Genomic DNA, 13,094 nt, shown 5'->3' on the forward strand with positions numbered 1-13,094 from the left:
ATGTAGGGTGCTGTGCGCAGGCCGTACGGGTGACGTTCAGGACGAGTCGGACCGGCCTCGGGCCCCGGCGGCCGATCCCGCGCGTCCGAGTACGAGCAGCAGCACCGACCACCGTCAGGGAGAGCGAGACCCGCAATGGCCCAGCCGCCCCTCCTCCGCGATGTCATCGACATCAAGAAGAAGATCTCCACTTCGGACTTCGTGCTGTCACTCGCCGAGGCGACGACACCCGAGGGGGCACGGAACGCGCTCAAGGACTACGTCGTCACCGAGCGGCTGCGGGAGAACTTCGACGAGGCGCTGGCCCTGATCAAGTCCTCACTCGACGGGCACCGCTCCAAGGCGGCCTATCTGCACGGCTCGTTCGGTTCCGGCAAGTCGCACTTCATGGCGGTGCTGTACGCGCTGCTCAGCGGCGACCCCGCCGCCCGCGCCCGTACCGAGTTCGACCCGGTGCTGACCAAGCACGAGTGGCTGACCACGGACGGCAAGAGGTTCCTGCTCGTGCCGTATCACATGCTCGGCGCGAAGGCCCTCGAACAGCGGGTGCTCGGCGGATACGTCACGCACGTCAGGAAGCTGCACCCGGACGCCCCGACCCCGCAGGTGTACCGGACCGACTCCCTCTTCGCCGACATCTTCGCCATGCGCGCGAACATCGGCGACGAGGCGCTCATCCGCGGCCTGGGCGGCGGCAGTGAGGCCGACGACGGCGAGGAGGACGAGTGGGGCGAGGGCTTCGCCTGGACCCCGCAGCTCCTGGACACCGCGCTCGCCGCGGAGGAGGACCACGAGGGGGGCACGCCGCTCAACCTCCGCAACCCCTCGACCCCGGCCGAACTGCGGGCCAAGCTGGTCAGCGACGCCGTCACCCATCTCTTCCCCGGCTTCGCCAGGAACGCGGCCGAGGACGAGCACGGCTTCGTCTCCCTGGACGCCGGTCTCTCCGTCATCGCCGAGCACGCCAAGTCGCTCGGCTACGACGGCCTGATCCTGTTCCTGGACGAGCTGATCCTCTGGCTCGCCACCCTCATCCACGAGCAGAAGTTCGTCGCCCGCGAGGCCAGCAAGATCACGAACTTCGTGGAGGGCGGTGACGCCCGCCGCGCCATCCCCGTCGTGTCGTTCATCGCCCGCCAGCGCGACCTGCGGGAACTCGTCGGCGAAGAGGTGTCCGGCGCGGCCGAAGCCTCCATCCAGGACACCCTGAACCTCGCCTCCGGCCGGTTCGACAAGATCACCCTGGAGGACCGCAACCTCCCGCAGATCGCCCAGGCCCGCCTCCTCAGGCCGAGGGACGCCGAGGCGGAACGGCTCGTCGACGCGGCCTTCGAGCAGACCAAGCGGGTCGGCACCCAGGTCTGGGACACCCTCCTCGGCTCGGAGAAGGGCACGACCGGCGCGGACGCGGACTCGTTCCGGCTGACGTACCCGTTCTCGCCGGCGTTCATGGACACCCTCGTCCACATCTCGTCCGCGCTGCAGCGCTCCCGCACCGGTCTCAAGCTGATGGGCCAGCTGCTCGCCGACCACCGGGACGAGATCCGGCTCGGGCAGCTCGTCCCGGTCGGCGATCTCTACCCGGTGATCGCGGAGGGCGGCGACAAGCCGTTCACCGACAGCCTGAAGGTCGTCTTCGAGGCCGCCGACAAGCTTTACAAGACCAAGCTGCGGCCCTACCTCCTCACCTCGTACGACATCACCGAGGACGACGTCGAGCAGTACGTCAACCGGCCCGAGGCCGTCACCGACCCACAGCGCGCCAACCGCTGCCGCATGTTCGCCGGTGACAACCGGCTCGTGTGCACCCTGCTGCTGTCGGCGCTCGCGCCCAGCGTGCCCGCACTGGCCGAGCTGACCATCCGGCGGCTCGGCGCCCTCAACCACGGGTCGGTCCTCGCACCCATCCCGGGCGCCGAGGTCGGCATCATCAAGAACAAGATCGCCGAGTGGGCGGCCCGGTTCCCCGAGATCAAGGAGACCGGCACCGACGCCAACCCCGGTGTGCGGCTGGAGCTGTCCGGCGTCGATGTGGACTCCGTCATCGCCAACGCCCAGGTCAACGACAACCCCGGCAACCGGGTCGCCCTCGCCCGGCGCCTGCTGTCCCAGGAACTGGGCGTCGAGCACGGGCAGTTGAGCGACCAGCTCGGCTTCGTGTGGCGCGGCACCGCCCGCACCGCCGAGATCGTGTTCGGCAACGTCGCCGACGAGGACGAGCTGCCCGACCACGACCTGATGCCGCAGGAGGACGGCCGCTGGCGCATCGCGATCGACCTCCCCTTCGACGAGGGCGAATGGGGCCCCGTCGAGGACGTCAACCGCATCCGGCGCCTGCGCGAGCGCCAGCAGGGCGAGCGGTCCCGTATCGTCGCCTGGCTGCCCGCCCACCTGTCCGCGCAGCGCTTCGCCGACTTCCGGCGCCTCGTCGTCATCGACAAGGCCCTCGCCGACGAGCACCGCTTCGACACCCAGTACGCCGGCCACCTCAACGCCGACAACCGCAGCCGCGCCAAGGGCCTCCTCGAAACCCAGCGCGAGGCGCTGCTCAAGCAGGTCAAGGGCGCCTTCAAGCAGGCGTACGGGCTCGCCCGGAAGCAGGCCGCCGACGTCGTGCCCGACTTCGACGACCACCTCGTCCCGCTGCCCGACGTCGACGACCTCACCCTCTCCTTCGGGCAGAGCCCCCACGACGGCATCCGGCACATCGCGGGCAAGCTGCTCGCCCACCAGTACCCGGCGCACCCCGACCTCGACCCCGACGGCACCGGCATCGCCGTCAAATCCGCCGACAGCCGCAAGGTGTTCACCCATGTGCGGGCCGCCGCCGAGGCGCGGGACGGGCGGGTGGAGGTCCCCGCCGCCGATCGCAAGCTCATGCAGCGGATCGCCGGGCCCCTGCGCCTCGGGCAGCAGAAGGAGGCGTACTTCGAGCTGTCCCGCTACTGGGCCGACCACTTCCGGCAGCTCGCCAGCGCCCAGGGCGTCACCGGCGACCTGTCGCTGATCACCCTGACCGACTGGACGGACAAGCCCGACCCGCGCGGCCTGCCCGACTTCCTCGCCCGGCTCGTGGTCGCATCCTTCGCCGAGATGGACGACCGGGTGTGGGTGCGCGGCGGCACCGTACTCGACCCCGCGCCCGAACTGTCCGCGGTCAAGGACCATGACGCGCTGCGCAGCCAGCCGCTGCCCCCCGAGGCGGACTGGGACACCGCACGGCAGCGCTTCGAGACGATCTTCGGGCAGAAGGCCCCCGCCCTCCGGCGCGGCCGGATGGTCAACCAGTTCGCACGGCAGCTCATCGAGGCCGCCCGCGCCCACCGGGACCACGCGGCCGACCTGCTCCACCAGCTTGAAGCCCACGCCTCCTTCCTCGGCCTCGACCAGACCGCCGACACCGGACGGCTCGCCCTCGCCCGCCGCTCCCTGCAACTGCTGGACGCGCTCACGGCGGAGGCGGGCAAGGGCGCGGCCGGGGCGAAGAAGACCGTGGAGGCCCTCGCCTCCTTCGACCTGGGCGAGACCGGCGCCGACCGGTACGGCACCTCCATCAAGCAGGCCCGCGGCGTCGCCGAGGCCGTAGCCTCCGCGCCCTGGAGCACCCTCGAACTCGCCGCCGGACTCGGCCCCGAGGGCGCGGCGCTGCTCGACTCGCTGCGCAACGTGGCCCGCGACGACCAGCGCACCGCGAACCTGCGCGACGCACTGGCCCGCGCCCAGCGCGAGGTCATCGCCCTGGTGAAGCGCAGCCAGGCCGCCCCCAGTCCGCCGCCCGCGCCCGTCGCGCCGCAGCCCACGGCCGACGACCTGTCCCTGAACACACCGACCAGCGACCCGCGCATCCCGTACACCCTGCAGGAGCCCGCCACACCGACACCCTCGGGCAGCGGCACCGCGCGGAAGGCCGGTGGCCGCCGTACGACCGTTGCACGCGCCGCGGCCGACCTCCAGGCGGAACTGTCCGAACTGGCCGCCCGCCACCCCGACGCGACCATCGAGATCACCTGGAAGGTCGTCGAATGACGGGCGCCGCCGGGGCCGCCCCGGACACCGCCGCGGCGGCCTCGGGCGCCGTCCGGCTGAACACCGCCACCGTCACCCAGTACCTGTCCTCGCAGTCCTCCCTCGCCCCCGCCCTGACCGCTGACGGCGGGGGCAGGCGCCGGGTCGTGCTGCTGCGGTCCGAGCCCCGGTGGGACGGGCCCGCCGAACCCGCCTGGGGCGAGGGCCGGACGGCCGGCGTGGCGCCGGCGCCCTCACCGCTCGCCGTCCACGAACTCGTCCTCGACCATCTGGCGGGCCGCCGCCCCGGCCCCGCCGTCCTCGTGGTCCTCACCGACCGCGAGCAGAACGAACTCGACCCGGCGATCACCGCCCGCGTCCACAAGCAGCGCATCGACACGGTCGACAGCTGGGACGTCGTGCGGGAGGCGTTCGGCGCCCGGCAGATCGACCCGCGCCTGAAGGACGTCAACTGGGCCGCCGAAGCCCTGCTCGACGCCACCCCGCCCGGCGGCTGGCCCCCGGTGCCCGGCGGCTGGCTGTCCCGGCAGCACGCCCTCACCGCGCTCGCCCAGCGCCGCCTGCGCCTCGGCCGCCACGACACCGAGAGCGGCCCGCGACGCGGTGGTGAGGACCGGCTCGACGCCCAGACCCTGCTGCACTGGTCGACCCGGCCCGGAGCACCCGAAGGGCTGCTGGGCCTGCGCGGCCCCGAGCGCGCCGGGCTGACCAACTTCCTCGGCGAGCAGGACCAGGCCGGTCTCACCGGACGTGCTCTGCTCGCTCTCGTCGACGCCGAGCGCGGCGTGGACGCCGCCGCCTACGGCCTTGTGTGCGCGGCGCTGTGGCAGCACGCCGAACCCGCGCCCGAGACGTATCAGGCCCGAGGCCGCGCCGAGCGCTACCTCGGCGACCAGCCCCCGGCCGTCGGCGAACAACTCGACGCCCTGGTGGGCGTCTACGGACGGTCCGCAGAGGAGTACGTCAGCACGCTTCTGGCGGCCGGACACCGGGGCGGCGGCGTCGATGCCGACCAGGCCCGGGAGGCGCGCCGCACCAGGGGCATCGTGCTCGACCGGGCCGCCGTGCTGGCCCGCCAGTTCGGCGCGGAGGCGGCGGTCGCGGCGAGTCCCGTGCTGCGCGGCGGACTGGAAGCCCGGTTCACCGCCGTCGGAGACGCCCTCGCGGCGGGCGACACGGCCGCGGTCGCTGAGGCCGTACGGCGTCTCGCGGACCACCGGCTCGCCACCGATCCGGAGGAGTCCGCCCGCATCGAACGCGCTCGCATGGGGCAGCGTCTCGCCCGCTGGCTTGCCACAGACCCGTCCATCGACGCACCCAGCGTCGGCGACGGCATACAGCGGCACATCGCCGAGACCGGCTGGGCCGACCTCGCCCTGGAGCACATCGAGGCCGGCGGCGACCCGGACTCCGTGCTCAAGGCCGCCTACGACACCCTGGGCACGCGCGTCAGGGACCGGCGGCGGCGGATCGACGCGTCCTTCGCGCACTCGCTGGCCGGCTGGACACGGGACGGTACCCAGCCCGGCGGCATGCTCACCGTCGAGACCTTCCTCGACCGGGTGGTCGGGCCCGTGGTGCGGCGCGGGGAGGAGCGGCGGGTGCTGCTGCTGGTGCTCGACGGCATGAGCGCGGCCATCGCGAACGAACTCGGCGAGGAACTGCGCCATTCCTGGGCGGAGTTCGACCCGCTGTCCGAGGGCACTCCCCGTCGGCGGGCGATGGCCGCCGCCCTCCCCACCGTGACGGCCGTGTCCCGGACGTCGCTCCTCGCGGGCACCCTGATGAAGGGCACCCAGGCCGACGAGAAGAGGCTCTTCCCCGCGCTGAAGCTGTGGGGCGGGGCACCGGCCGCCGTCTTCCACAAGGACGACCTGCGCACCGAGACCGCGGGCGACACCTTCGGCCCGGCCCTCACCGAAGCGCTCAACGACGGCAGGACGCATGTCGCCGTCGTTCTCAACGCCATCGACGACCGCCTCGCCAAGGAACAGAAGCTCGGCGACGGCACCTGGCGGGTCGACGACGTGCCCGGCCTGCGCGACCTGCTCCGGGTGGCGGCGGACCAGGGCAGGGCGGTCATCGTGACCAGCGACCACGGCCATGTCGTCGACCGGCACGGCGCGAGGTCCGAGGCGGCCACCGAGCCCGCGTCCGCGCGGCACCGCCTGCCCGGCGGCCCGCTCGCCGAACGGGAGATCGCCCTCACCGGCCCTCGTGTCGTCTGGCCCGAGCCCGGCGCGTCCGTCGTCGCGCTCTGGGACGCGGACTCCCGCTACACCGCCCTCAAAGCCGGTTACCACGGCGGGGCCTCCCTCGCCGAGTTCACCATCCCGGTGCTCGCCTTCCTGCCGTTCGGTGCGGAACCGCCCAACGGGTGGCGGGAGCTGGGGGACCAGCGGCCACCCTGGTGGGCTCCGGAGGAGGTGGGGAAGTCGGTGTCGGACGAGCGTCCGGCTCAGTCGGCCGGCGTGGTTCCGAAGAATCCGAAGAAGGGGACGACAAAACCCCGCAAGAAGCAGGCCGACCCCGAATCGCTGCCCGACGCGCTGTTCGACGTGGTGCTGACGGCAGGGGGAGACGACGCCTTGCTCACCCCGAGCGTCGTCTCCCGGACCGAGGTGCTCGTCAAGGCGCTGCTCGACTCGGAGACGTATCAGGTGCAGCTCGACGGTCTGGCGCGCAAGCCGCAGCAGGAGCAGGTCCACAAGGCCCTCGCCGCCCTGCTCGACGCGGGCGGCACCCTGCCGGTGACCGCGCTCGCCCAGCGCGCCGGCATGCCCACCGCCCGGGGTGACGGCTTCGCCGCGGTCCTGAGGCAGCTCCTCAACTACGACGGCGTTCAGGTGCTGGAGACCCTGCCGGACGGGCGCACGCTACGGCTCCACGAGGCGCTGCTGCGCGAGCAGTTCGCCCTCGGGGCGGGCTGACGGCAGCCGGGGCGCCGCCGGTGCCCCACCTCCGCTCCCGCCGTCCCATGCCGGCGGAGGACGGCACCGGCAGTGCCCCCCGAGCGGGCGTCCCCGGGGGATCTCGCCGGTTCGGGGCGGAGTCGGCGCCGCGCCTCGGTCCGACCCATGCGGCGGGGCCCCTCGCCGCACCGCCACTTCGCTCCTTCGCCGCCCTGCTCCTTCGCTCCTTCGCCCGGCCGTCCGGCCGCCCGACCGGCCCGGCCGCCGTCCTCCCGCCCGTGGACGGGCGTCCCCGGGCAGATGGAAGACTGCTGCCCGTGAGCACCACCGGATCCCAGCGCCCCGCACAGGTGAGCGCCGCCCGCCGCCGTACCGTCATCGACGCGCTGCGGCGCGGTGCCGTGCCCGACAGCGGACTCGACCTGCTGGCCACCGGACTCGACCGGTTCGAAGCAGCCCTGGACGCCGAACTGGATGCCGTGGCGTCCGGCGGCTCCGTGTTCAAGGCCGTGCGGGGTGAGTACGGGTCCGGCAAGACGTTCTTCACCCGTTGGCTGGGGGAGCGGGCCAAGCGCCGGAACTTCGCCGTGGCCGAGATCCAGATCTCGGAGAACGAGACCCCGCTGCACAAGCTGGAGACGGTCTACCGGCGGCTCACCGAACGGCTCACCACCTCCAGTTTTCCGCCGAGCGCGCTGCGGCCCGTCGTCGATGCCTGGTTCTACGCACTGGAGGAGGACGCCCTCGCGGCCGGTGCGACCGCGGAGGAGCTTGCCGGCGAGGTGGAGAAGCTGCTCGTCGCACGGCTCGCCGAGGTCTCCCGGCACGCCCCGTCGTTCGCCACCGCCCTGCGCGGCTACCGGGCCGCCCTCGCGGCCGACGACGAGGCCACCGCCGCGGCAGTCCTGGCGTGGCTCGGCGGCCAGCCACACGTCGCCGCCTCCGCCCGCCGGTCCGCCGGGGTACGCGGCGACCTCGACCACTTCGGCGCGCTCGGGTTCCTGCAGGGGCTCCTCACCGTGCTGCGTGACTCCGGGCACACCGGGCTGTTCGTCGTCCTCGACGAGGTGGAGACGCTGCAGCGGGTCCGCTCGGACGCCCGCGACAAGGCACTCAACGCGCTGCGGCAGCTCATCGACGAGGTGCACTCGGGTCGCTTCCCCGGCCTCTATCTGGTCATCACGGGTACCCCGGCCTTCTACGACGGTCAGCAGGGCGCGCAGCGTCTGGCGCCGCTCGCCCAGCGGCTGGCCACCGACTTCACCACGGACCCGCGCTTCGACAACCCTCGCGCCGTGCAGATCAGGCTTCCCGGCTTCAACCAGGAGTCCCTGGTCGGACTCGGCCTCACCATCCGCGACCTGTACGCCGAGGCCGCGGAGATTCCCGAGCGCGTGCGCAACGTCGTCGACGACGCGTATGTCGCCGACCTCGCGGTTGCCGTCGGCGGGTCGCTGGGCGGGAAGGTCGGAGTGGCCCCCCGGCTGTTCCTGAAGAAGCTCGTCGGGGACGTGCTGGACCGCGTTGACCAGTTCGGCGACTTCGACCCCCGGCAGCACTACCGGCTCACCGTCGTCGGCAGCGAACTCACCGATATCGAGCGGAACCTGGCCACCGCGGTCTCCGGAGACTGCGCGTCGGCCGATGACATCGACCTGGAGCTGTGATGGCTGACGCGGGACTCCCGGTTGGGAAGGGTCCGGGTGGCGAGGACGCCAACGTACTGGACCGACTCGACCCCGTCGTCCTGCACCACATCGTCAACACCCTCGGCTGGCCCGATCTGCGCCCCCTGCAGCGGGCGGCGATCACGCCGCTCATGGCGGGCCAGGACGCCGTACTGCTGGCTCCGACGGCGGGGGGCAAGACCGAGGCGGCCTGCTTCCCCCTGCTGTCGGCGATGACCGAGCAGAAGTGGACCGGCGCATCGGTGCTGTACCTGTGCCCGCTCAAGGCACTCCTCAACAATCTGGTCGGCCGGGTGGACGCGTACGCCCAGTGGCTGGGGCGACGAGCCGTGCTCTGGCACGGCGACACCAAGGAGTCGGCCCGGCAGCGCCTCCGGGCCGAGGCGCCGGACATCCTGCTGACCACGCCCGAGTCGCTCGAAGCGATGCTGATCGGCGTCAAAACCGACCATGCCCGCCTGCTCGGAAGCGTCCGGGCCGTCGTCGTCGACGAAGTGCACGCGTTCGCGGGGGACGACCGGGGATGGCATCTGCTCGCCGTGCTCGAACGGCTGGAGCGGGTCACCGGACGGCCCATCCAGCGCGTCGGGCTCTCGGCGACCGTCGGCAACCCGGCCCAGTTGCTGCACTGGCTGCAAGGCGCGGGCGCCGGCAGCCGCACCGGCCAGGTGGTCGCACCCGAAGTGCACCTGCCGGCCACAGGCGGCAGCGGAAGCGGCGACAAGACGAGTCCCGAGCCGACCGGAAGGCCCGCGGGCGAAGTGGAACTCGACTACGTCGGCTCCCTCGACAACGCGGCCAGACTCATCGCGGCGCTGCACCGAGGAGAGAAGCGGCTCGTCTTCTGCGACTCCCGCCGCCAGGTCGAGGAGCTGGGCGCGGCGCTCCGCGCGCGCGAGGTGACCGTCTTCCTGTCCCACGCCTCGCTCTCCGTCGATGAACGCACCCGCTCCGAGCAGGCGTTCGCCGAGGCCCGCGACTGCGTCATCGTCTCCACGTCAACCCTTGAGCTCGGCATCGACGTCGGTGACCTGGACCGCGTGATCCAGATCGACTCACCGGCCTCCGTCGCCTCGTTCCTGCAGCGCGTCGGCCGCACCGGACGGCGGCCCGGCACTGTGCGGAACTGCCTTCTCCTCGCCACCCGCAAGGAGACACTGCTTCAGGCGGCGGGACTGCTGCTGCTGTGGTCGCGGGGCTGGGTGGAACCGGTCGTCCCCCCGCCGGAACCGCGCCACCTGGTGGCCCAGCAACTGCTTGCCGTCACCCTCCAACAGCACAAGCTCGGCGACCGGTTGTGGGACCGGCAGTGGAACGGCCTCGCCCCCTTCGACAAGTCGGCCGCCCCCATCCTGCGCTTCCTCGCCGAGGAGGGCTTCCTCGACAGCGACGGCGGGCTGCTGTTCGTCGGTCCCGAGGCGGAACGCCGCTTCGGCAAACGGCACTTCATCGAACTCACCGCCTCCTTCGCCGCACCTCCGCAGTTCACCGTCCTGTCCGGACGCACGGAGATCGGCCGCACCGACCCGAGCGTGCTCACGGAGGAACGCCCCGGTCCCAGGCGACTTCTGCTCGGCGGACGCAGCTGGCAGGTCACCTACATCGACTGGCTGCGCAAACGCGTCTTCGTCGAACCGGCCGACGGCGGCGGCATCGCCAAGTGGATGAGCGGCGGCGTGGTGGGGCTCTCGTACACCCTGACGCGCGCCATGCGGGAGGTGCTGCTGGGCGCCGACCCGCCGGTCTCCCTCACCCGGCGTGCGCAGGCCTGCCTGGCCGGACAGCGCGACCTCGACGCACCCGGCACCGTCCACCCGGACGGCACGTTGATCACGCGCGTGGGCGCAGATGTCCGCTGGTGGACCTGGGCCGGCTACCGCGCCAACGCCACCCTGGCGGCCACCCTCCGGCCGGTCGCCGACCCCCTGCAGCGGCCCGCCGACGGCTGGCTGCGCCTGCGCGAGGACCTCACCCCGGCCGAATGGCGGGCGGCCCGTGGGAACGTCGGCGGCAACCTCGTCCTGCCCGACGTGGACCGCCGGGCGGTACGCGGCCTGAAGTTCTCCGCCGCCCTCCCCGAACACCTCGCCGTGGCCACGGTGGCGGCCCGCCTGGCCGACTTCGACGGCGCCCGCTCGGCGCTCGGTGAGCGGGTGCGCTTTCAGCACGACGGCTGATCGCGCGAACGGGAGGGCGCACCGGACTGGTCGGGCACCGGACTGGTCGCGCACCGTGCGCCGGAGCCTTCCCCGGTGGACCGTGCGGCGCACGGAGCGCCGCGCCGCACGGATCGCGGAGCGCCGCGCCCGGTTGCCGCTCGCGCCCTGGGCCGGTTGCCGCTCGCGCCCCGGGCGGGAACGGCCGCTGCGGACGGTTCCCGCCCGGGGGAGTGCGGGCTCAGCCCAGCGCCCGGTCCAGGCTGAACGCCGCGCTGATCAGCGAGAGATGGGTGAACGCCTGCGGGAAGTTGCCGTTCTGCTCGCCCGTGCGGCCGATCTCCTCCGCGTACAGGCCGAGGTGGTTGGCGTAGGTGAGCATCTTCTCGAACGCCAGCCGCGCCTCGTCCGGGCGTCCGGCGCGGACCAGGGCCTCGACGTACCAGAAGGAGCAGATCGAGAACGTGCCCTCGGCGCCGCGCACGCCGTCCGGGCTGGCCTGCGGGTCGTAGCGGTAGACCAGGGAGTCCGAGACCAGTTCCTCGCCGAGGGCGTCCAGCGTCGCGAGCCACTTCGGGTCGGTCGGGGAGATGAACTTCGCCAGCGGCATCATCAGCACGGCGGCGTCGAGGACGCTGTCGTCCTCGTGCTGCACGAAGGCGTGGCGCTCGGCCGACCAGCCGCGCTCCATGATCCGCCGGTAGATGCCGTCGCGCACGCCGCCCCAGTGCACCATGTCGGCGGGCAGTCCGCGGCGCCGGGCGATGCGCATGGCGCGTTCGATCGCCACCCAGCACATCAGCCGGGAGTACAGGAAGTTCTTGCGTCCGCCGCGCGTCTCCCAGATGCCCTCGTCGGGCTGGTCCCAGTGCGCGCAGACCCACTCGACGATGCCGCAGACGCGGTCCCACTGATCGCTGGAGATCGGTTCGCCCCACTTGTCGTAGAGGTAGACCGAGTCGATGAGCGCGCCGTAGATGTCCAGCTGGAGCTGGTCCACCGCGTCGTTTCCGACCCGGACGGGGCTGGAGCCCAGGTATCCCTCGAGGTGGCGCAGTTCGCGCTCCGCCAGCTCCCGCCGGCCGTCGATGCCGTACATGATCTGCAGGGGGCCTCCGTCGCCGTCGGAGACGCAGACGTACTCGGTGAGGAACCGCATGAACGCCTGCGCCTCGCCGGTGAAGCCGAGCCGCAGCAGGGCGTAGACGCAGAAGGCCGCGTCGCGCACCCAGACGTAGCGGTAGTCCCAGTTGCGCTCGCCGCCGATCTGCTCGGGCAGGCTGGTGGTGGGCGCGGCGACGATCGCGCCGGTGGGGGCGTAGGTGAGCAGTTTGAGGGTCAGTGCCGAGCGGTGCACCATCTCGCGCCAGCGCCCGCGGTAGCGCGACCTGGACAGCCAGCGCCGCCAGTAGTCCACCGTCGCCGCGAACGACTCCTCGGCCGTGGCGGTGGGACACGCCTGCGGAACCACGCCGCCGCCGAGCCGGTCGAGTGCGAAGACGGCGGTCTCCCCCTCGTGCAGCTTGAACAGCGACCACACGTCGCGGCCGTCGGTCTCCACCGGCACGCTGGAGGTGAGCGAGAGACTCGCCCCGGGTGACTCGAAGACCGGGCACCCGCCTTCCCTGCGGACGGTGTGCGGCGCTGCCCCGTAGTCGAAGCGCGGCGCGACCAGGGCCCGGAAGGGCAGCGAGCCGCGGACGCAGACCACCCGGCGGATCAGCCGGTGCCGGTCGGCCTCGCGCGAGTCGTCGGTGATCGGCATGAAGTCCTGGATCTCGCCTACCCCGTCCTCCGCGAAGAAGCGGGTGATGAGCACATTGGTGTCGGGGAAGTAGAACTGCTTCGTCCGGGCCGGGACGTCCGGCGCCAGTTCGAAGCGGCCGCCCCTCTCGGCGTCGAGGATCGACGCGAAGACGCTGGGCGCGTCGAAGCGGCCGCAGCAGTACCAGTCGATGGTGCCGTTCGTCCCGACGAGGGCGGCGCTGCGCAGGTCTCCGATCAGGCCGTGCTCGGAGATCGGCAGGTAGCGGGGGGTGCCGGCGCCTCCGGGGGCGCCCGTTCCACCGGTGGCCTCGTACGCCGTCGACTCAGCAGCCACGGGTCGTCCTCCTTGCCCCACGGCAGATACGCCCGTACCTCGTTTCCCATAGTAGGCCGCTTGGGGAGGCGGGGCCGGGGAGCGCGAGGGGGGCGGGCACGAGGTGAGGCGTCGAGGGCGGGGATGCCTGAGTGAGTGCCGGGGGCGCCGGGGGTGCTGGGGGCGCCGGGGCCGCTGGGGAGCGCAGGGCGGGTCCGGGGGCCGGGGAGCG

5 protein-coding genes are annotated in these 13,094 nt (G+C 72.7%); 4 read left to right on the forward strand and 1 reads right to left on the reverse strand.

Annotation, left to right across the window (positions count from 1 at the left end):
* Nucleotides 1-135: 135 nt before the first annotated feature.
* The 4 genes from pglY (at nucleotide 136) to SCWH03_RS05430 (ending at nucleotide 10,803) form a co-directional block, all read left to right on the forward strand.
* Entirely contained in the window at nucleotides 136-4,026 is a 3,891-nt protein-coding gene (pglY, locus tag SCWH03_RS05415) for a BREX-2 system ATPase PglY (RefSeq protein ID WP_173262696.1), read from the forward strand.
* Nucleotides 4,023-6,956, forward strand: a complete 2,934-nt coding sequence (gene pglZ / locus SCWH03_RS05420) for a BREX-2 system phosphatase PglZ (protein ID WP_173262699.1) — start codon at nucleotides 4,023-4,025, stop codon at nucleotides 6,954-6,956. The genes pglY and pglZ overlap by 4 nt, the downstream gene beginning before the upstream one ends.
* A gap of 299 nt (nucleotides 6,957-7,255) precedes the next feature.
* On the forward strand, nucleotides 7,256-8,605 hold the full coding sequence (gene brxD / locus SCWH03_RS05425) for a BREX system ATP-binding protein BrxD (RefSeq protein WP_173262702.1): 1,350 nt from the start codon (nucleotides 7,256-7,258) through the stop codon (nucleotides 8,603-8,605).
* On the forward strand, nucleotides 8,605-10,803 hold the full coding sequence (locus tag SCWH03_RS05430) for a DEAD/DEAH box helicase (protein ID WP_173262705.1): 2,199 nt from the start codon (nucleotides 8,605-8,607) through the stop codon (nucleotides 10,801-10,803). The genes brxD and SCWH03_RS05430 overlap by 1 nt, the downstream gene beginning before the upstream one ends.
* A gap of 220 nt (nucleotides 10,804-11,023) precedes the next feature.
* Here the strand turns inward: SCWH03_RS05430 and SCWH03_RS05435 are convergent, their stop codons facing one another.
* Nucleotides 11,024-12,883, reverse strand: a complete 1,860-nt coding sequence (locus SCWH03_RS05435; RefSeq protein ID WP_173262708.1) for a glycoside hydrolase family 15 protein — start codon at nucleotides 12,881-12,883, stop codon at nucleotides 11,024-11,026.
* Between the last annotated feature and the right edge of the window lie 211 nt (nucleotides 12,884-13,094).

Source organism: Streptomyces pacificus (genome assembly GCF_011766325.1).
GTDB lineage: Bacteria > Actinomycetota > Actinomycetes > Streptomycetales > Streptomycetaceae > Streptomyces > Streptomyces pacificus.

Excerpts from the sequence above, each read along its gene's own strand:
- pglY (WP_173262696.1), top strand. The coding sequence starts at position 136 with ATGGCCCAGCCGCCCCTCCTCCGCGATGTCATCGACATCAAGAAGAAG.
- SCWH03_RS05430 (WP_173262705.1), top strand. The coding sequence starts at position 8,605 with ATGGCTGACGCGGGACTCCCGGTTGGGAAGGGTCCGGGTGGCGAGGAC.
- pglZ (WP_173262699.1), top strand. The coding sequence starts at position 4,023 with ATGACGGGCGCCGCCGGGGCCGCCCCGGACACCGCCGCGGCGGCCTCG.